Annotated in this window: 17 protein-coding genes; 8 read left to right on the top strand and 9 right to left on the bottom strand. The window is 59.3% G+C overall.

What is annotated here, in order from left to right; all coding sequences use genetic code 11:
* Positions 1 to 28 precede the first annotated feature (28 nt).
* Positions 29 to 1,342 carry a DUF4921 family protein gene (locus I6J72_RS03215; RefSeq protein WP_204099897.1) on the bottom strand — a complete coding sequence of 438 codons (1,314 nt, stop codon included), beginning with the start codon at positions 1,340 to 1,342 and terminating at the stop codon, positions 29 to 31.
* Positions 1,343 to 1,393: 51 nt separating this feature from the next.
* Here I6J72_RS03215 and I6J72_RS03210 point away from each other — a divergent pair, with 51 nt between their 5' ends.
* Positions 1,394 to 2,209, top strand: a complete 816-nt coding sequence (locus I6J72_RS03210; RefSeq protein WP_204099896.1) for a PhzF family phenazine biosynthesis protein — start codon at positions 1,394 to 1,396, stop codon at positions 2,207 to 2,209.
* Positions 2,202 to 3,590: a protein adenylyltransferase SelO family protein gene (locus I6J72_RS03205; protein WP_204099895.1), complete on the top strand. Its 1,389-nt coding sequence runs from the start codon at positions 2,202 to 2,204 to the stop codon at positions 3,588 to 3,590. The genes I6J72_RS03210 and I6J72_RS03205 overlap by 8 nt, the downstream gene beginning before the upstream one ends.
* Before the next feature lie 299 nt (positions 3,591 to 3,889).
* On the opposite strand, the gene mqo is transcribed toward I6J72_RS03205, so the two are convergent.
* On the bottom strand, positions 3,890 to 5,392 hold the full coding sequence (gene mqo, locus I6J72_RS03200; RefSeq protein ID WP_204099894.1) for a malate dehydrogenase (quinone): 1,503 nt from the start codon (positions 5,390 to 5,392) through the stop codon (positions 3,890 to 3,892).
* Positions 5,393 to 5,693: 301 nt separating this feature from the next.
* Between mqo and I6J72_RS03195 the strand changes: the two genes are divergently transcribed.
* The 5 genes from I6J72_RS03195 to I6J72_RS13105 all read left to right on the top strand — a co-directional run bounded on the left by I6J72_RS03195 (position 5,694) and on the right by I6J72_RS13105 (position 10,452).
* Complete coding sequence (locus tag I6J72_RS03195) at positions 5,694 to 6,695, top strand: alpha/beta hydrolase (protein ID WP_204099893.1); 1,002 nt, start codon at positions 5,694 to 5,696, stop codon at positions 6,693 to 6,695.
* Between the two features lie 56 nt (positions 6,696 to 6,751).
* On the top strand, positions 6,752 to 8,137 hold the full coding sequence (gene mtr, locus I6J72_RS03190; protein WP_204099892.1) for a mycothione reductase: 1,386 nt from the start codon (positions 6,752 to 6,754) through the stop codon (positions 8,135 to 8,137).
* 341 nt (positions 8,138 to 8,478) lie between these two features.
* Positions 8,479 to 8,871 carry a hypothetical protein gene (locus I6J72_RS03185; RefSeq protein WP_204099891.1) on the top strand — a complete coding sequence of 131 codons (393 nt, stop codon included), beginning with the start codon at positions 8,479 to 8,481 and terminating at the stop codon, positions 8,869 to 8,871.
* A 41-nt stretch (positions 8,872 to 8,912) separates the two neighbouring features.
* Positions 8,913 to 9,311, top strand: a complete 399-nt coding sequence (locus tag I6J72_RS03180; RefSeq protein ID WP_070445619.1) for a hypothetical protein — start codon at positions 8,913 to 8,915, stop codon at positions 9,309 to 9,311.
* 706 nt (positions 9,312 to 10,017) lie between these two features.
* Complete coding sequence (locus tag I6J72_RS13105; protein ID WP_239107479.1) at positions 10,018 to 10,452, top strand: hypothetical protein; 435 nt, start codon at positions 10,018 to 10,020, stop codon at positions 10,450 to 10,452.
* Between the two features lie 122 nt (positions 10,453 to 10,574).
* Here the strand turns inward: I6J72_RS13105 and map are convergent, their stop codons facing one another.
* From map to dxr, 5 genes are all read right to left on the bottom strand, one after another.
* Positions 10,575 to 11,444, bottom strand: a complete 870-nt coding sequence (gene map / locus I6J72_RS03170) for a type I methionyl aminopeptidase (RefSeq protein WP_204099890.1) — start codon at positions 11,442 to 11,444, stop codon at positions 10,575 to 10,577.
* 69 nt (positions 11,445 to 11,513) lie between these two features.
* Positions 11,514 to 13,364 (bottom strand): penicillin-binding transpeptidase domain-containing protein, encoded by a 1,851-nt coding sequence (locus tag I6J72_RS03165; protein ID WP_204099889.1) that lies wholly within the window; start codon positions 13,362 to 13,364, stop codon positions 11,514 to 11,516.
* A gap of 57 nt (positions 13,365 to 13,421) precedes the next feature.
* Complete coding sequence (ispG, locus tag I6J72_RS03160) at positions 13,422 to 14,585, bottom strand: flavodoxin-dependent (E)-4-hydroxy-3-methylbut-2-enyl-diphosphate synthase (protein ID WP_204099888.1); 1,164 nt, start codon at positions 14,583 to 14,585, stop codon at positions 13,422 to 13,424.
* 54 nt (positions 14,586 to 14,639) lie between these two features.
* Positions 14,640 to 15,848, bottom strand: coding sequence for an RIP metalloprotease (locus tag I6J72_RS03155; protein ID WP_204099887.1), 1,209 nt, complete (start codon positions 15,846 to 15,848; stop codon positions 14,640 to 14,642).
* Between the two features lie 15 nt (positions 15,849 to 15,863).
* A complete protein-coding gene (gene dxr, locus I6J72_RS03150; protein WP_204099886.1) occupies positions 15,864 to 17,030 on the bottom strand; it encodes a 1-deoxy-D-xylulose-5-phosphate reductoisomerase in 1,167 nt (388 codons plus the stop codon).
* A 158-nt stretch (positions 17,031 to 17,188) separates the two neighbouring features.
* On the opposite strand from dxr, the gene I6J72_RS03145 reads away from it, so the two are divergent.
* A complete protein-coding gene (locus tag I6J72_RS03145; protein WP_204099885.1) occupies positions 17,189 to 17,665 on the top strand; it encodes a DUF2631 domain-containing protein in 477 nt (158 codons plus the stop codon).
* 121 nt (positions 17,666 to 17,786) lie between these two features.
* On the opposite strand, the gene I6J72_RS03140 is transcribed toward I6J72_RS03145, so the two are convergent.
* Complete coding sequence (locus I6J72_RS03140) at positions 17,787 to 19,373, bottom strand: ABC transporter permease (protein WP_204099884.1); 1,587 nt, start codon at positions 19,371 to 19,373, stop codon at positions 17,787 to 17,789.
* Positions 19,373 to 20,203 (bottom strand): ABC transporter ATP-binding protein, encoded by an 831-nt coding sequence (locus tag I6J72_RS03135; protein ID WP_039675915.1) that lies wholly within the window; start codon positions 20,201 to 20,203, stop codon positions 19,373 to 19,375. Before I6J72_RS03135 ends, I6J72_RS03140 begins: the two co-directional genes overlap by 1 nt.
* Between the last annotated feature and the right edge of the window lie 86 nt (positions 20,204 to 20,289).

Below are 20,289 nucleotides of genomic sequence, written 5' to 3'. Positions count from 1 at the left end.
TTATCTGGCTCAGGCGAAGCGGGGCCATTCAAACCAATGGGTTATAGCGCAAACTATTGCGCTTGAGCTCGCACTCAGTGGCGATAGAGATGCCGGAAGCAATCTTTCCGCGCTCGCGAAGGCGGAACATGGCGTCCACGACGCGATCACGCAAACCCCACGGATCAATGGTGTTGATGTAGACCTTCGTGCCGCCCTCAAAGCCAGCCAAGGTCGATACCCTGAGCTTGAGCATGACGCGCCACGGCTGAGGCAGGTCCACGCTGGGCGGACGGTGGTGCCATTCTTCATTGCAGGCCACGTCCGGCCCCACCGCGGCGTGGGCCGCGTGAATCAGATCCGACATTCCACGTACTTCCTCCGGGTTCTGTTCCCACGGTTCACAGCGCGGTGACTTGGAGAAGATCTCCAGTGTGGGATAGCGGTGGCCAAATCCGGCGAAGAGCACCGCATAATCATTTTCTGCGATGACGAGGTTGCGCTTTGCCGCATAGCCCACAGCCCAGTCGTTGTACATGTTGGGGTGCGCACGCAGAATCGCATTTTCCTGGTGAGCGGCCATGCCCAGGGCGTCAATCGCGACGAGCTGCTTATGCAAGTGATCGAAGGACGCGCCCGCCGGTGCCAGCCAGTTCTGAAATACAGCGACATAGGAAGCATAGCGGTTGCGCTGGTAGAGCTCGCGCGTCGATTCCGCAGTGAAGGTTGTGAGCAGGAAGTGCTCATCGGGGCTCAGCGTGCCGGAGGAGGCTAGCTGACTATCATCGACGGCCCCATCCACGAAGTGCCGCGAGGAGATAATGACATCATGTCCGCCGCCGAAGAAACCATCGGCGAGGACGAGCAGAGAATCGTCGTCCAGCGCGGTATCCTTGCCCGCTGCCTTGAGTTTGGTGCGCACCACGTTAAGTACGTGCAGGCGCCCAGCCTCGTCGCCTTCGTACTTCTCCTTGTGACGAGCTAGGTCTGGGTCCATGGTGAAGCCATAGTTCTCGTGCCAATAGTCATAAGACACGATTTCAAAAAGGTTCGGAACGCGGCGAAACAGCGGCTGGGAGTTATCCAGCTCGTGCGGAAGAAGGCCGTGTTGAATCTCCCCCGAGGCCAAGATGCGGGACTTTTCCGGCGGGGTATCCAACATGCGGCCTGAGCAAAAAGCACAGCTGTGCGTCAAGGCATCGGGCCCCAGCGGCTGCGGGTCTTTCACCGGATGCGCAAGCGGACGGTTGCCGCGTCCTGGCACGGTCCACACCTCTGTTCCGGAGAAAGGGTTAACCTGTTTGACGGTCCCATCCGCCATGGTCTGGATAGGTTCGACGCGGCTAAAAAGTGCTTCGCTCATGCTGCCCAGCGTAGACCTCCCCACCCGCCGGTGCGACTAGACTTAGGCCTCATGCAGCACCGATTCTTTGAAGTAGATGTCTTCGCCACTGGACCGTTTACCGGTAATCCCCTCGCCGTGGTTGCGGATGCCGATGGTTTGAGCACCGAAGAGATGCAGCGTATCGCACACTGGACCAATTTCTCTGAGACGACCTTCCTGTGCTCACCTACAGATCCTGGCGCGGACTACCGCGTACGAATCTTCACCCCGTACGAAGAGTTCCCCTTCGCCGGTCACCCCACGCTGGGCAGTGCGCGCGTCGCGGCGGAGCTATTAGGAAAGAGCGGGACCCTGATTCAGGAATGCGGTGTCGGGTTAGTCACCGTGCGCCAGGAAGAGGGCCGTTTCGCCTTCGCTACCCCGCCCTTACTGCACCACGGGGAGCTCAGTGAGGCCGAGCGCTCCGAAGCAGCCGCCGTACTCGGAATCGATGAAGAGAGCATCGTTGACTCCGGCTGGGTGGACAACGGGCCTGGCTGGCGCTTGGTCCAGCTCGAATCTGCTGAAACCGTGCGGAAGCTTCGCCCCACACCCACCTCCGGCGTCAAGGTCGGCGTGGTCGGCCTCACCGGGGATACGGAGCCGGCCTACGAGGTTCGCGCTATCACCGGGCAATTCGAGGACCCCGTCACCGGTTCCTTCAATGGCGGAGCCGCCCAGTTCCTCCGTGCCAAGGGCGCCGTTCCTGCCCGCTATACCGCGGCACAAGGCAGCCAAATAGGACGCGATGGCCGCGTCTTTATCGACGATGACGGGGACGAGCTCTGGGTAGGCGGCAACGTCCACATTCGCGTGCGCGGAACCCTGGGGTCCCGCGATGACTAAAAAGCCCCTGCCTTTTGAGCTGCACAACGATTTTGCCCAACGCCTGCCACAGATGGTCACGGCAAGCCGCGGGGAAGAACAGCCAGCTCCACGAATCGTGGCGCTCAATGAGCACCTAGCCGCCGAGCTCGGCCTCGACCCAGACTGGCTGCGCAGCGAGGACGGAATAGAGTTCCTCCTTGGCCGTGGAGCAGTCACTCCGCACGCGATGGCCTACGCGGGCTTTCAGTTCGGACAGTATAACCCGGCAATGGGTGACGGCCGCGCCCTCCTCTTGGGCGAAGTCACCGGCCCCACCACCGCTCACAACCCCACGGACCTGTGGGATCTGCATGCCAAGGGCACGGGGCCGACTCCCTACTCACGCTATGGCTCTGATGGGCGCGGCACGCTGCGCTCAATGCTGCGTGAGTATCTCTTCTCCGAGTCGATGCATGCCCTAGGTGTGCCCACCACTCGGTCGCTGGCGGTTCTTGCCACCGGTCGCCCCATCCAGCGCCAGATGGTGGAAGAGGCAGGGGTTCTCGTGCGGGTGGCCGCGAGCCACATCCGTGTTGGTTCCTTCCACTTTGCCGCGCACTCGCAGGCGCCTGGGCTACTGCAGCGCCTTGCCGCCTACACCAGTGAACGCCACTACCCCGGCGCCGACTTCCGGGAGCTATTCACGCGCGTCATGGAGACACAAGCCGCGACGGTCGCCGGGTGGATGCAGCTGGGCTTCATTCACGGCGTAATGAACACCGATAACACCACGTTATCGGGCGAAACCATTGACTATGGCCCCTGCGCGTTCATGGAAAGCTATGACCCCAACACCTGGTTTAGCTCTATCGATACGCAGGGACGCTACCGCTTTGGGCGCCAGCCCGACATGTTGGGCTGGAACCTTGCGCGATTGGCGGAGTCACTGCTTCCGCTTATCGACGACTCCCCTGACACCGCCCTCACCTGGGCTCAAGAGGCCATTGATACCTTTGGCGAGCGTTATGAAAGAGCGCGTCACCAGGAAGCACAGCGCTGCCTACAGATGCCCGAAGAGCTTTTCCAGGATTACAACGCTGCCCTCGTGCAGGCCGCCCCGGACCTCACACAAGCCAACCGCAGCCTTGTCAGTGCCGCGGCGGGCGAGCCTGCGGCGGCCTATGAACTCCTCAAGGATAGAAGTTTCGTTGATGCCTACTGCGCAAGTAGCCCCGACGCTGTGCTGCTCGAGCGAACCGTGCCGCGCGTGATTCCTCGGCCGCGGCTGGTCGAAAGCGCTCTGGGCGATGCCGAAGAGTTCGCCCGTCTTCTGCACGCCACCACGCATCCTTTTGATGCTGCGCCGGAGTATGAGCAGCCCGGCGGCACCGAAGGCTATCTCACCTACTGCGGAACCTAAGAACCACGAGCGCAAACAGAAGCAAACACACCACCGCCCCGAGGTCTCCGTAGGAAAGGAAACGGAGTCTCGGGGCGGCGGTGCGTCTCTATCTTTCACTGCCACGCTCCCGGTCGGTTTCTCAGGCCGACCGCCCCGCGTGGCTGGGGTTCTCTCTATCTCTCTCGCATGCGCTCTCTCAAACGCACACCATCATTATGGGGCGCTGTCCTTGGTGAAGCGTTCCGGTGCACTGAACGCTTCCTGCCAATTACTGAGAATTACCTGCGAGAGAATCGCCGATGAGGCGAAGAGCGAGATTACTTGGTGTCCAGCTGCAGCGTCTTCTGCGTGTACTCCCACATCTCGTTGTAGAGCTTCTTGTCCTTGGACAGCTTGGTTCCGTAGGAAGGAATCATCTCCTGGATCTTGTCGCCCCACTGAATCATGTTCTCACCGAAGCAGCGCTCCAGTAGCTCAATCATGATGGCTGGGGTGATGGAAGCACCCGGGGAAGCGCCAAGCAGACCAGCGATGTTGCCTTCTGGGTTGTTGATGAGGGTGGTGCCGAACTCCAAGGAGCCGAACTGCGGTGCACCCGCTGGCTTAATCACCTGGACACGCTGGCCGGCGATAACAGTCTCCCAATCAGCCGGATCCGCGCTCGGGACGTATTCCTTCAGGGTTTCAACGCGCTTGTCGAAGTCCTTGAGGACCTCAGTGACCAGGTACTTGGTCAGACCAAACTCCTGTGCTGCCACGCCCAGGTAAGAGGTGATGTTGTCCGGACGGATGGACTTGAACAGGTCCAGGTAGGAGCCCTTCTTCAGGAACTTCGGGGACCAGCCGCCGTAGGGGCCAAACAGCAGGCCTTCTTCACCGTCGATGACACGGGTGTCCAGGTGCGGCACGGACATCGGCGGAGCACCCACAGCAGCCTTGCCATAAACCTTGGCGTGGTGCTGCTTGACCAGCTCCGGGTTCTTGGAGCGCAGCCACAGGCCCGAGACCGGGAAACCGGCGAAACCGGAAACCTCACGGACACCAGCCTTGCGCAACAGGTCGAGTGCGTAACCGCCGGCACCAACGAAAACAAACTTGGCGTGGACAGCCTGGTAGTCACCGGTGTGGAGGTTCTTTGCCACCACGCGCCACTTGGAACCATCACGCTTAATATCAACGACCTCGTGGCCGTAACGGATCTCGGTGCCGGCAGCCTTAGCGGCAGTGAAGAACTGCTTAGCCAGGGCGCCAAAGTTGACGTCGGTGCCCGCATCGGTCCACGAGATGGCAACCTTCTGGGAGTTGAAGTCACGGCCCTGGGACATCAGGGGCAGCTTCTCCTGGAAGGTGGCGTCATCGTCGCTGAACTGCATGTTCGGGAACATGTGGTTATCCTTCAGCGCGTCGAAACGGCGCTTCAGGTAATCCACCTGGATGGAGCCTTGAGCGAAGGACACATGCGGAACCGGGTTGATGAAGGCCTTCGGGTCCGTCAGGATGCCGTTGTTGAGCTGGTGGGACCAGAACTGGCGAGAAACCTGGAACTTCTCATTGATGTTCATAGCCTTGGAAACATCAATGCGGCCGTTCTTTTCTGGGGTGTAGTTCAGCTCGCACAGCGCGGAGTGGCCGGTACCGGCATTGTTCCACGGGGAAGAGGACTCAAGCGCAGGGCCGTCCAAACGCTCGAAGACCATCTGCGTCCAGCTGGGCTCGAGCTCACGCAGCATGGCGCCGAGGGTGGCGCTCATAATACCTGTACCAATGAGTGCGACCTCAACCTCGTCTACTACTTGTGCTGTCTTCTTATCGGAGGACACTGTACTTATTACCTCTTTGAGTCGATGTATTCGTTGTGGTCAAGTGCCCTGCGCATGTGGGTACACAGGGCGCGGTGAGAAAGCGCTCGACGATGCTAGGAAGCAAACCGGCATACAGACCTCCCCTACGAGAGGTCCGTCAAGCATTAATTCCACTTTACGCCCCTAAATGAGAAATAGGCATTCCTGGGAAAATAAATGCCCGAATATGAAACCACTACCCCTTTTGTGGTGCAGGACAACTGTGGCTAGCGCTCCGCCCCGACGGACGCACCTGACTGTACGGCCTATCATGAGCTCCATGACATATGACGAACTCGAATGGTCAACAGATCGCCTCGGGCCCGATTTCCAAGCCGCCACCCTTGAACTCGGCGCCGACCCTGATGGCGAGGGCGATGTGTGCGCGACACTCGTGCGCTACTGTCCCGACACGAATGCCCACGATGACCGCCCCGCCTTGCTGTGGGTCCATGGCATGACGGATTACTTCTTCCACGATCACGTAGCGCGCTATTTCTATGAGCTCGGCTATGCCTTTTATGCTCTCGACTTGCGCAAGTGCGGGCGCTCCCGGAGGGACGGCCAAACCTGGCATTACATCAGCGATATGAAGTATTACGATGCCGACCTCAACGCGGCTCTCGACGCCCTCCCCAACCCGCGTGTCGTCATCATGGGCCACTCCACCGCCGGCACCATCATCGCACTCTGGCTTGATCGCCTTCGCCGCCAGGACCGCGAACGCTTCACCCGCATCTCCGGTGTCGTCTTCAACAGCCCCTGGTTGGCCATGATGGGAATGGCGGATAAGACTTATGAGGTGCTCAAGCACGTAATCTATGCCGGCGCTGCCATCGCCCCAAAGTTCCCGATTCCCGGAGGCGATCTTACTGCCTACGGGGAATCTATCCATTCCGAAGAGCAGGGCGACTGGGATTTCGACCGTCGCCTCAAGCCACTGGGCGGGCACCCGAAATACCTGGGCTGGGTAGCAGCAGTCTTCCATGGCTTCGACGCGATCCATTCCGGTCGCATCGACATGGGACTCCCACTGCTGACCATGACTTCAGGGCGTTCCGAGCTCAATCAGCCTTATAGCGAATCCTCTAACACCGCCGATGTTGTTGTGGACGTACGCCAAAGCCAGCGATGGGCCAAGGAGCTCAGCGCTCGCTATACGCTCCACGTTGTAAGTAATGGGCGCCACGATCTCTTTCTTTCCCGCCCCGAGCCGCTGCAGGAAGCCCTCTCCACCGCCGCGGAATGGTTGCGCACCGTAGCTCCTCTTGAGACGGATTAGACTCGCCCACCTCGCGCTTTTCGGCCTGCACGGGTTGCGGCTAGGCAGCCTCTAGAATGGTCGGCATGACTTCCGCACAGCACTTTGACCTCGTCATCATCGGCACTGGGTCGGGAAATTCAATCCCCTCCCCTGAGTTCGACGATAAATCCATCGCCATCATCGAAAAGGGAACCTTCGGCGGAACCTGTCTCAACGTGGGCTGCATCCCAACGAAGATGTACGTCTACGCTGCCGACGTGGCACTCGCCGCGCGCGAGGCAACCCGTCTTGGGCTCAGCGCCCACGTGGATGCTGTGGATTGGGACGGCATTGTCGAGCGCGTATTCCACAACCGCATCGATCAGATCGCCCGCGGCGGCGAAGAGTACCGCCGTGGCGAGGAAACGCCCAATATTACAGTCTTTGATCAACATGCTCGGTTCATCGGATCGAAAACCCTGCAAGCGGGCGATGACATCATCACCGGTGACAACATCGTTATTGCTACCGGCTCACGCCCTGTACTGCCCGAACCCTATGCCAGCTCTTCCGTGCCGGTCCACACCAACGAGGACATCATGCGGCTTGAGAAGCAGCCGCGCAGCCTCATCGTTGTCGGCGGCGGCTATATCGCCATGGAGTTTGCCCACGTCTTCGACGGCCTGGGTACGGAAGTGACCGTGGTCAACCGTTCGGAAAAGTTCCTCCGTTTCCTTGACGAAGACTTAAGCTCCCGGTTCAACGACATCGCACGCGAACGTTTCGACGTACGCATTGGCACCGCCACAGCACTAGAGGAAACCGCAGACGGTGTACGCCTCACCTTGGATAACGGTGATGTCGTGGAGGCGGAAGCCATCCTCGTGGCCACCGGCCGCCAGCCCAACGGCGATCAGATGGATCTTTCTACCAGCGGTATTGAAATGCACGAGGACGGGCGCATCAAGGTCGACGAGTTTGGTCGCACGACCTGCGAGGGCGTGTGGGCGCTCGGCGATGTCTCCTCTCCTTACATGCTCAAGCACGTAGCCAATGCGGAGCAACGAGCGGTACAGCACAATCTGTTGCATCCTGAAGACCTCCGTCCCATGCCGCACGAGCACATCCCCGCTGCCATTTTCACCCACCCGCAAATTGCGACGGTGGGACTTACTGAGGCACAAGCCCGCGAAGAGGGCTATGACGTCACGGTGAAGGTGCAGAACTTTGGCGACGTTGCCTATGGATGGGCTATGGAAGACTCAACAGGCATCTGCAAGCTCGTGGCCGATCGTGCCACCGGCAAGCTCCTCGGCGCCCACATCATGGGCCCACAAGCGTCCACTCTTATACAGCAGTTGATCACTGCCATGGTCTACGACCTTGATATACGCGAGTTCGCTCGCTCGCAATACTGGATCCACCCGGCACTGCCAGAAGTAGTGGAAAACGCAGTTTTGGGACTAGAGTGGCAGGAGTGAAAGCTACATCGAATTGAGTGATCTTTTTCACATTGCGATTAAACTAATTTCACCAAAAGCCCTGAACCAGGGCACAAGCACTTTTTAACACCAACAACATCTGTCAGCACCCTTTCAGAATTTCACCCATTTTGGGGGTGATAGCCGTGAGGGCTTAAAAGAAGACTCAAACTGACGTGCATTTTGCCTGACCGTTGGCTAGGTTAATTACAGACACCGGAACGAGCCGATACTCTCTACCGGCTCAGTGTGTTTTGGGGATACCAAAATAATCCCTATCCCTGTAAATCAAAGCCTCCTACTCTGGAGGCTTTGCACGTACGACTCTAAGGACTTTTGATATGCGTATCCGCAATGCAGCCATCGCCGGCGCTACTGCTCTCGCTGTTGCTTTCGGCGGCTCCACCGTCGCTTTCGCTGAGGACGCCAACGGCTCCTCCTCCGCTGAGGACAACACCAACTCCGAGGCTTCCCTGTCCTCCAAGATTGGTGACTGGTTCTACGTTGATGAGAACGACAACAAGGGCACTGCGGCTGACGGCCGCGCCATCTTCGGCTCCTCCAAGCACGAGAACTGCGATGCTGACGAGACCGAGGAAGAGTGCACCACTCTCGGCGACCAGCCGGCTTGGGCCAAGGCTTTCTACGGCCTGGGCATCGCTAGCGCCATCGCTTCCGTAGCTGGCTTCATCGGCGTTGTGTACAACTTCTTCGTCCACGGCCCGTCCTTCTAAGACGTCTCCCTTACACACTTTTTCCGAAAGGTTTAAATTTCATGCGTAACTTCCGCACCGCTGCCGTTGCCGCTGCAACCGCCGCTTCCGTTGCTTTCGCCGGCACCTCCGTTGCCTTCGCTGCAGAGGACAACGAGACCGAGAACACCTCCTCTTCCAACCTGTCCTCCGCATACGACAAGGTCAAGGAAGACGACTCCGACGAGACCCTGTCCTCCAAGTGGGGCACCGCTACCGAGAAGGACAGGAAGGTCACCGGCGAGGACCTCTTCGGCAAGAAGCGCGCCGAGGATAACCCGCAGTGGGCTGAGATCTGGCGTGGCGGCACCTACGCTGCCCTCGGCACCGCAATTGCAGGCGCCCTGTTCGCTGCCTACAACTTCGCTGTGTACAACAACATCGTTCCGGCACACGTGCTGGACCCGATTTTCCGCCGCTAATTAAGTTGCGGGTACGCTGACTGACTCAGCGCACTTCGTTAGCGCCCATCCTCGCATCGTGGGGGTGGGCGCTTTTGCATGCCTAGGCACCGATGAACTGTGGAGATACTCTAACTCTCTTAATAATTGCTGAGTGAATTGCTACAGTGGTGTGCCCGACAGGGGGATTTGGCGGCCTCAAGTAAACATCTAAGAGTGGTGCCGTTCCAGTGAATCCTGTCAATGTTTACGCTAGAATCGCTCAAGTGACTTGGGGCACCCTATAGTTACTCCAGTTCCTACGAGGTTTAAAAGGATTCACACTAAGCGCATTCGCAAGGCCACCATTTGCCGGTGCTACCGCTCTCGCTGTTGCATTCGGCGGCACCACCGTTGCTTCCGCTGCAGAGGGCAGCAGCAACGATTCCGCTACCAACTCTTCCGCAACCGCTGGTGAGCAGCAGGGTACCCAGAAGGCTGGCGGCTCCTCCGCACTGGGCAAGGCGCTCGAGGCTGACAAGGAAGCCAACGGCCAGAACATCTTCGGCCAGAACTCTTCTATCTCCACCGAGCCGAAGTGGGCACAGGCTCTTGCTGGCATCGGCATCGTCGCCACCGTCATCACCATCGCTGGTGGTCTGGTTGGCCCGGCACTGAACTACCTCAAGTTCGGCATGTAGTTCTCCCCTTCCCCTTCTAACCCACTTTTTGAAAGGCTTTACTCAAGATGCGTAAATTCCGCACCGCCGCCGTTGCTGCTGCAACCGCCGTCACCGTCGCCTTCGCTGGCACCACCGTTGCTTCCGCCGCTGAGGCCGTTGAGGGCTCCGGCCTGACTGACGCGCAGGTTCAGGAGGAGCTGCAGAAGGATGCTACTTCCTCCGAGATGTCTTCCGCACTCTCTTCTGAGGGCGACGGCTCCCTCTCCTCCAAGCTGGGCGGCGTGACCGACGGCAACATCACCGGTAATGGTGCTGACGCCTTCGGCTCCACCAAGAACCCGTCCCAGGTTCCGCAGTGGCTGGACCTCTGGCGTGGTGGCACCATCGCTATGGTTGCCGCTGCTGCTGTTTCCTCCGCTGTTGCTGCCTACAACTACGCTGTGTACTCCGGCGTTATCCCGGACTACGTTGGCCAGGCCATCAAGAACGTCTCTTTCTAGTTCACGCTTTTACTGGCAGTACAAAGCCCTCCGCCCCACCGTGTACCGCACGGGAGGTGGAGGGCTTTGTTTCTTTTTGGCAATGTTTAGGCGCCTAGCGCTTAAACGCCTGCGCTTAAACGCTAGGCTTCATCCGGAAGGGTGAGAATCTCGTTGCCATCATCGGTGATCACGATGGTGTGCTCGAACTGGGCGGTGAACTTTCCATCCGTGTTCTGGACGGTCCAGCCGTTATCCCAAATCTCATAATCCAGCGAGCCCAGGTTAATCATCGGCTCGATAGTCAAGGTCATTCCGGGCTCGAGGATGTCGCGGTAGGTCATGGAATCGTAGTGCAGCACGACCAGCCCGTTGTGGAAGGTGGGGCCCACACCGTGACCGGTAAAGTCAGTGACCACGTTGTAGCCAAAGCGGTGAGCGTAGGACTCAATGACGCGTCCGATAACGTTAATCTCACGGCCCGGTTTTGCGGCTTTAATGCCGCGCATCATCGCTTCCTTGGTGCGCTCGACCAACAGCTTGTGTTCCTCGGTGACGTTGCCAGCAAGGAAAGTAGCGTTGGTATCGCCGTGGACACCATTCTTGAACGCAGTGACATCGATATTGACAATGTCACCGTCCTCAATCACCGTGGTATCCGGGATGCCATGGCAGACAATCTCGTTGAGGGAAACACAGCAGGATTTCGGGAACCCCAGGTATCCCAGCGTCGACGGATATGCGCCGTGGTCACACATGTACTCGTGCGCAACGCGGTCAATCTCATCCGTGGTCACACCGGGAGCCACAGCCTTTCCCGCCTCCTGAAGGGCGTTGGCGGCAATCCGGGAGGCCTCACGCATGGCCTCAATAACCTCCGGGGTCTGCACGAATGGCTCGCCCTGAGCTTCCTGAACCGTGTCCTTCCAGACGTACTCGGGGCGCTCAATATCCTTCGGTACCTTGCGGATTGGGGTATCTTTTTCTTGTTTCAGCATCGCGCGCTTAGCCATAACTACTCATGGTAGCCCTCTTCCCCAGCACCCGACAAAGAGCCCCATTGGCGCGCTTATGAGCACGCGCTACTGCTCTTGTGCGGGAGCAACCTCGCCGTGGCCTTCCGCGCGGAGGGCGTCCAGACGCTGCAAGAAATCATCGGTGATGTTGACCGAAATCGTCGAGCCACCACCCAAAACGACGAGTGTTGCGAACGCAATGTCATCATCCCGGAATCCGGTGAACCAGGCGTGCGAGCCGCCGTTGATTTCCGCCTCACCGGTCTTGCCGTAGACGGTCCCCTGGGCCTGCATTCCTGCGGCGGTACCGCTCGCCACTACTTGGCGCATCATGTCACGCACGTGAGCCAGGGTTTCCCCGCTGGGCGCGGGGACCTCCTCGGAAACCTTGGTTTCGCGTGACTCGATGAGCGTTGGCGTCGGGGTCTTGCCTGCCGCAACTGTCGAAGAGACAAGGGCCATGCCAAAGGGAGACACAAGGTCCAGGCCCTGACCATAGCCAGCTTCCGTGCGCTCCAGAGGAGTCTCGCCCTCGGGGACGGAGCCAGTGAGCGTCGAGAGCCCCGGCACCTCATAGTCGATGCCCAGTCCGTATTGCTTGCCCACATCGCGCAGCTCTCCCTTCGGCAGGTCCGTCGAGATCTGCGCGAAGGTGGTGTTACAAGATTGCGCGAAGGCTTGGCGCAGCGGCACCGAGCCGAGGGAGAAACCGTTGTAGTTGGTCACGGTTCGCCCATACAGGTCCATGGTTCCGGGGCACGGCACGATGGAGTCTGGCGAAAGGCCTTGCTTGTCGACGCCCGCCGAGGCCGTAATGATCTTAAACACCGATCCGGGAGGGAACTGTCCTTGGAGGGCAATATCGCCCTTCTTATCCGCTTCTGGAGTTTGGGCCACAGCAAGTATCTCGCCCGTCGAGGGGCGCATGGCCACGATCATGGCCTCGTACTCGGGGCGCAGATTGACCGCTTCCTGAGCGGCACGCTGGACGTCATAGTCCAGCGAAACTTTGACGGAAGGGGCTGCCTCGGGTTCGTGATACTCGACGTCGGAAAGCGCGGCGCCGTGCTCGTTGACTACCGAGACGGACCAACCATTCTTGCCGTCTACGTCTTCGGAGACCAGGGAACGCACGCGGGCGAGGATATCCGGGGCCAAACCAGTATCGCGTGTAATGAGCGCCGGTTCCTCGTTAAAGCGAATCCCCTTCTGGTTCTCCAGGACTGGGCGCAGCCGCGCTGCCTGAGCCTCATTGAGCATGGTGACCGAATAAGCGCCATCGACTTCTTCGAGATTCTTGGCTAGCTCACCAGAGTCAATCTCCGGGATGGAATCATCCTCTTGATGAGCTTGGCTCAGCGCGCCGGATACTTTCGCGGCGACGGGGCGTGGGTCGTCTACGGCGTCGGTGTCGACGACGAGCCGGTATTGCAAGCCCGGAGACATGAGTTCCACCCCATCGGAGGAGACCACACCAGCGCGTTTAGGCGCTATCGATCGCAGCTCAAGGTGCTGGTGCGCACCGAGGTCGGGGTGGATAATGCTGGGCTGCCAGCGCACGGTCCAGTCCTTATCCTTGCGCGTCAAGGCCATGGACGTGTCATAGCGCAAGGAACGATTGCGCGGCAGGGCCCACGTCACTGAATAGTGCGCAGTCGCCTTGGCTTCCTCCTGTTCAACGTCGGTCAATTCAACGTCGAGCCCCTCTGCTTGCAGGCCCGCGAAGGTTGCGTCAAGAGTGTTCGTGGCGGTCGTGCCATCATCGACAAGCTGCGCCAAGTCCTTGTTATTGCGGGTTTCCATGTCTTCCAGGAATTGCTCAGCAACTGGGCGCGCGGACACCGGCTTGGGGGTACATCCCGCCAATGACGACGCCGCGATGCTTGCCGCACCGAGCAGCGCCACGAACTTCTTCATGATTGGGCAGCGTAGCAGCCAAGGGCGGCCCGACGGCCGCCCCACACCGCAGGTGAACTACTTGGTAACGCGAACCTCAGCCTTGGCGCCTTCCACGGCTTCCAAGCCCTGCTCTTCTGCCAGACGCATTGCCTCTTCGATGAGCGTTTCCACAATCTTGGATTCAGGAACGGTCTTGATGACCTCACCCTTAACGAAGATCTGGCCTTTGCCGTTACCGGAAGCTACACCGAGGTCCGCATCGCGGGCCTCACCTGGGCCATTCACCACGCAGCCCATGACGGCCACGCGCAGCGGGAATTCCATACCGTCAAGGCCCTCGGTGACTTCGTTGGCCAGCTTGTACACGTCCACCTGTGCGCGACCACAGGACGGGCAGGAGACAATCTCCAGCTTGCGCGGGCGCAAGTTGAGGGACTGCAGAATCTGGTCGCCGACCTTGATCTCCTCGACCGGGTCCGCGGACAAGGACACGCGGATGGTGTCACCGATGCCTTCGGCAAGCAGGGCGCCGAAAGCGACCGAAGACTTGATGGTGCCCTGGAAGGCTGGGCCTGCCTCAGTGACTCCGAGGTGCAGCGGATAGTCGCACTGCGCAGCCAGCTGACGGTAGGCCTCCACCATGATGACTGGATCATTGTGCTTAACGGAGATGGCAATGTCACCGTAGCCGTGCTCCTCGAAGAGGCTGGCCTCCCACAGCGCGGACTCAACGAGTGCTTCCGGGGTAGCCTTGCCGTACTTGTCCATGATGCGCTTGTCCAACGAACCAGCATTGACGCCGATGCGGATGGAGATTCCCGCGTCACCGGCAGCCTTGGCTACTTCCTTGACGCGGCCATCAAATTCCTTGATGTTGCCCGGATTGACGCGAACCGCTGCACATCCGGCGTCAATCGCAGCAAAGATGTACTTGGGCTGGAAGTGGATATCGGCAATAACCGGGATAGGAGACTTCTTCGCAATCGCCGGCAGGGCCTCAGCATCTACTGTTTTCGGGCAGGCCACGCGAACAATGTCACAGCCGCTAGCGGTAAGCTGCGCGATCTGCTGCAGGGTGGCGTTGACGTCGTGCGTCTTCGTCGTCGTCATCGACTGCACCGAGATGGGGTGCTCTGAGCCCACGCCTACCTGGCCGACCATCAGCTGGCGCGTCTTACGGCGCGGCGCCAAGGTGGGAGGTGGGCCGTCAGGGATTCCAAGACCGATGGGGGTCGACATGTGCGCTCCTTGGATAATCGAGGTTTAACGCCCCCACTCTAGCACCGTGTGTGCTTAGCCAAAGAGGCGTACCGGGTTCACCACATCCGCGACGATGATGAGCGCACCCACCGCCATCAGAAGGAACGCAAGCACGTACGTAATCGGCATGAGTCTGGTGTAATCCGCCGGCCCCTTCGGTTCCTTTCCCATGAGGCGGCGAATCCCGTCACGCAGCTTTTCGTAGAGGATTACGGCGATGTGTCCCCCGTCGAAGGGCGGAAGCGGGATGAGGTTGAACAAGGCAAGGAAGAAGTTCAACGAGGCCAGCATCATGAAGAAGGAAGACCATAGGCTGCGCTCCACGAGCTCACCGCCTACTCGGGAGGCACCAACGACGGACATCGGACCATTAACATCGCGTTCGTGCCCGAAGATCGAGGCCACCACACCTGGGATTTTGGCCGGAAATTGTGCGATTCCTTGTACCGTGGCATCCAGCACGAAGCCGGTATAGCGGGCCGTTGCCGGGAAGGCCTCGACAAAGGAATAGGTCTCTACGATGTCAATGAGTTCATTGGTCATGCCAATCGCGCCCACGCTAACAAGCTCGCCTTCAGCGTTGAGGCGAGTTACCGTGTCGAGGGGGATGTCAAAGGAACGCTGAGCTCCATCACGTTCCACCTCAAGCGTCACGGTCTCACCTGGAAGCTGCATAACGATATCGCGCAGCTGCGCAAAGGAGTCCACAGCCTCGCCATTGAGGGCCAGCACGATATCGCCTGGTTCCACGCCCGCCTCCCCTGCTGGGCCCAAGCCTTGGCAGGGCTCGAATTCACCATCGGTCTTTTGATCAGACGTGCAGGATACTTCGCCCACGCGCGGGCGCACGTCCGCATCCGGATTGGGCAAACCCGTGGTCATTGCAATGATGAGCAGGATAATAAAACCCAAAAGCAAATTGACCGTGATGCCGCCAGCCAGCACGATGATGCGCTGCCACCACGGCTTCTTATACATGGCATGTGGTTCCTCTTCTTCAGTGAGGAACTCATCCTGGGCAGTCATACCGGCAATATCGCAGAAGCCGCCCACGGGGAAGGCTGCGAGACCGTATTCGGTATGGCCACGGCTTACTGAAGTCACTTTAGGGCCAAAGCCAATAAAGAAACGGCGCACACGCATGCCAAAGGCGCGGGCAGTGAACATGTGTCCGGCTTCGTGCAGGGCAACAGTAATGCCGATTCCTAGAGCGAAGAGAATAATGCCCAGGACATTTGCCATAGGTGAAGGGGCTTTCTATCGAGCGAGCGAATCCACCAGCGCGTTTGCGCGGCGGCGGGCCTCACCTTCCACGGCGAGGACGTCATCGACGGTAGAGGGTACACCAGCGAACTGCGTCGCTTCACCCAAGACGTGGCTAACAACGTCAACAATTTCCGGAAAATGGAGACGCCCTGCCAAAAAGGCAGCGGCTGCCTCCTCGTTGGCCGCGTTGTACACCGCCGCATGAGTACCGCCCGCGGCGGCCGCCTCGCGTGCTAGCCGCACCGCGGGAAACGCATCGTCATCTAGGGGCTCAAAGCGCCATTCGTGGGCAGTCGAAAAGTCCAAAGCTGGTTGAGCACCAGGCACGCGGTGCGGCCAGTCCAGTGCCAAGGAGATAGGCAGCTTCATCGACGGAGGAGAGCACTGCGCTATCGTGCAGCCATCCGTGAAGGTTGCCATGGAATGCACGATGGATTGGGGGTGAACGGTGACCTCAATGCTTTCCGGTGGGACGTCGAAAAGCAGGGTCGCTTCAATCAATTCAAGGCCCTTGTTGATCAACGTGGCCGAGTTGAGTGTGTTCATCTGCCCCATGGACCAGGTGGGGTGTTGGGCTGCTTGCTGCGGGGTAACCTCCCACATCTCTTCGCGCGTCCACCCTCGGAAAGGGCCACCCGAGGCGGTGAGTACGAGGTGATCGAGCTCTGCTTCGCTGCCACCGCGCAGACACTGCGCCATGGCAGAATGCTCAGAATCCACGGGCACAATCTGCCCCTCTGACGCCAACCGAGTAACGATTGACCCGCCAGCTACGAGGGATTCCTTGTTGGCCAGCGCTAGGACTTCACCCATCTCCAAGGTTGCGATGGTGGAGGCCAACCCCATTGACCCGACGAGGGCATTGAGCACCTTATCTGCTTCCACTGCGCGGACGAGCTGCTCAGCTGAATCCGGGCCGGAGAGAACAGTACCGCCGAGTGCTTCGGAAACCTCGCGTGCCGCCTCAGACTTGGCGACGGCCACGTGGTCAAACGAAAGATTGAGAGCGCGGGCCTGTTCGATAACCAGCTGAGGATTCGACCCGCCGGCAGCAATGCCGACGACGGTGAATTTCTCCGGGTTATCTGCGATAACCTCCAGTGCCTGGGTGCCGATTGAGCCAGTAGATCCGAGGATAAGAATGCGTTGGGTACTCACTCTGTCAACCCTAGTCGGAGTCTCGCGCACAGCGACGACAAGGTTGCGGGGGTGTTTAATCGCGGTTAACGTCGGCATGCTTTAAACTACTACACAGAATAACTGGCATTTTCGTGCGCTCACGCAGGTGAGCTGCGTGTACAGACAAAGGAGAGCAAGTGTCTTCCCACAAGCCGGCATCGCAGGTTTTCGACGGCGTATCCACCGATGACGTCCCGTCCGCAGGTTTCGGTTGGTCCCGCATCAGCCGTTCGGGCGTTCAGATCGCTGGCTGGATTTCCGTCCTGTTCCTGCTGGCCTACAACTTCGGTAACCACAAGGGCCACGTGGAGACCGTCTGGCTCATCGCCCTCGCTATCCTCATTGCCCTCGGTTTGGTGATTTACGCACTGCAGCCGAAGCTCTCCCAGGTGCGTACCCTGACCGCTCGCAACAAGCCGGTAGGCCACCAGGAGCCGGACTGGGCCTATGAGCAGAAGACCGTTCACAATGTCTACGCTGAGCTGACTGATGATGAGCTGCGTGCCCTCAACATTGAGCCGTCCCGCATCGCTCACCTGCGTGGCGCTACCACCGCAGGCGTCAACGCTACCCCGGTCACTGGCCGCCACGCTGCTAAGCCGGTGTCCAACTAAGAGTTTTAGGCCTCTTCACCACCGTTAAATCTCCCCGCTCCACATGCAGTGGACGCGGGGAGCTTTGTTATTTGTGTTTGCAGAGAGGGACACTCAAGCCCGCACGCACGGAGTGCGCGGGCTAGCTGACGTAACGATCAACCTTGGCGTAGATTTCGGGGGCGTGCGTATCAGCGTAGTTTCCGGCACTGCGCCAGACTACAACGTACACCGCCGCTGGTAGCAGTAGCGATATCAGAGGTCCGATAACCAGTGGCCAACCATGGTCATAGGCCATCCAGGAGACGATGATGCCGGGCACCACCGGCAACCATGAGAGGAGTAGACCGGCAAAGGCTGCAACAAAAGCAGCGCCCGAGTAACCAGATTTGTCGTTCCAGCGGCTGGCACCAGGCTCCGACAATGGATAAGGATTCAGCACGGTTAGTCCCATGCTGATGGCGCAGGTAGCAATAAACATGCCCACGCTTGCGCTGACGGCCAGGACTGCTACCTGAGTGTCCTCCGCAAAGATAATGACGATGAGCGCCAGCACAAGGTAGCCCACGAAAGGAACCACCAAGTGAGCTAGATGCCGGGCATGCAGAATCATACGCGGGGGAACAGGAGCAACCATGCTGACCCAGTTGGATGGGCCGTCAAAGCCGTAATCATTGGACAGAGCGGAGGACATCATGACCGCGCTGAAACACAACATGAAATAAGCCACGAAGTCATCGCCGCGCCACAGCTGATAGATAACGAGCACCGCGAACATGGGCATCGCCAACAGTAAGCCCATCAGGCGCTTATCGCGGCGAATATAGCGCAGAGCGCGAGTAAATTCCATGGCGGCCGGGCTCGAGTAGGACCAGGAACCGATCTCGAATGCGGTAACCCCCTCCCCTGTTACCTCCGCTGCGTGATTCTTCCCGGCATCAGGGTTGCGCATAGCCTGGGCCACCTGGCGCATCCACAGCCACATCACTGCCGCAGCGGTGAGAAGCGCGATGAGAAGTTGGGCTACGGCGGTGACAAAGTGGCCATCGGCAAGCGAAAGTGCCCATCCCACCGCAGCACCAAACGGCGACCACGCGGCGATCGACCCCATAGCCCCCACCGACGGTAGATTCTCCAGCACTGACTGCAACTGAAGGACGCCGAAAACAAGCAATCCCAGGACAATCATGACGGCAGCCTGCGCGCCCGACTTTTCGGAACTAGCAATGGCAGTGCCGAGGAACCCGACGCACTCCCCCAAGACGATGGTGGTCAAGCACGCCACAACCATCCCGAGTACGAAAGGCACCGCGTAGATGCCGGCGCCCTGAAGCGAAAGAATGCTGGCTCCGGCAACCGCGTAGACGGTGGAGAAAAGTACCGACAAGATGGCGCGTGTGGTGAGCATACTGGACCACAACAGGCCGGGGTACACCTCTTGTGGCGTTAAAGGAAGTGCACCCAATGTCGAGGGTGAAAGCTGGTTCTCCCCCGCCGGCATGAAGATGGCGAGCATGACATAGATGAGCATGCCGCCGGCAACGCCCAGCGTGAGGGACTGAAAGCCGTGCCCAGGCTGTTCAATATCCGCCCATGCCATAAAAAGGAGGCTGACAAGGCCGCCGAAGCCGTACAAGGCCATGAGCAGTGCCGTCAAAATGGACGAGGCGTTGGATCCCACGCTGCGCCACCACAAGGTGCGGTGAAGGCGGAACAGTGTTGAGGTCATTACTCAGCACCTTCCGTGCCCAGCGATCCCTCTGCCGAGGTTCGCAACCAGCCAAACTTCGACGCATCCAAGTCTCGCCCACCCACGGCTGCAATGAAAAGATCGGAGAGGCTTTGTCCCTGGCGCACATCATCGACGTGGCCAGAGGTGATCACCTGGCCACCGTTAATGATGGCAACGTGATCGCAGAGGCCTTCGACAAGCTCCATGACGTGAGAAGACAAAATGACAGTGCCACCGCGCGAAGCATAAGCGCGCAGTAGCTGTTGAATGAGGCGTCCAGAAACTGGATCCACAGCCTCCAGTGGCTCATCGAGAATGAGCACCTCCGGATTGTGGAGGACAGCACCGGCCAGCAAAATCTTCTTCGTCATGCCGGCGGAATAGTCCACGATGCGTTTGTTGGCGGCGTCGGTAAGCGAGAGGGCGTCGAGAAGCTCCTGCGCACGACGCAACGACTCCCCACGGTCTAGCCGCCGCAGCGCGCCCAAGTAGTGGAGGTACTCAGCGCCAGTCAGCCGGTCAAAGACCGGCGCACCGTCCATAAGCAACCCCATGGATTGCTTGGCCGGAATGGGATCCGCCCACACATCATGCCCAGCGATGAAACTCTGCCCAGAATCGGGGCGCTGCAGACCACATGCCATGGTGAGCATCGTGGTCTTACCCGCACCGTTGGGCCCCACGACACCATAAATAGTGCCTCGGGGGACATCCAGGTTGAGATGGTCAACAGCAGTCTGGTTACCAAAGGTCTTGCACAAGCCACGCACGGCCAAGGCCTGGGTGCGCGGGTCCGGTGCAAGCGCCTCACGATAAGGATGAGTCATAACTGTTAACGGTATCAAGCCCCGTTAACACTGGAAGACCGCTCACGCCTGCCGGGAAATGATTGTTAGGAAACTGTAAGCGGTCT

This window comes from Corynebacterium sp. FDAARGOS 1242 (assembly GCF_016889985.1).
GTDB lineage: Bacteria > Actinomycetota > Actinomycetes > Mycobacteriales > Mycobacteriaceae > Corynebacterium > Corynebacterium minutissimum_B.
The sequence above is the reverse complement of the archived record's forward strand: the minus strand, read 5'-3'. Positions and strand labels throughout refer to the sequence as shown.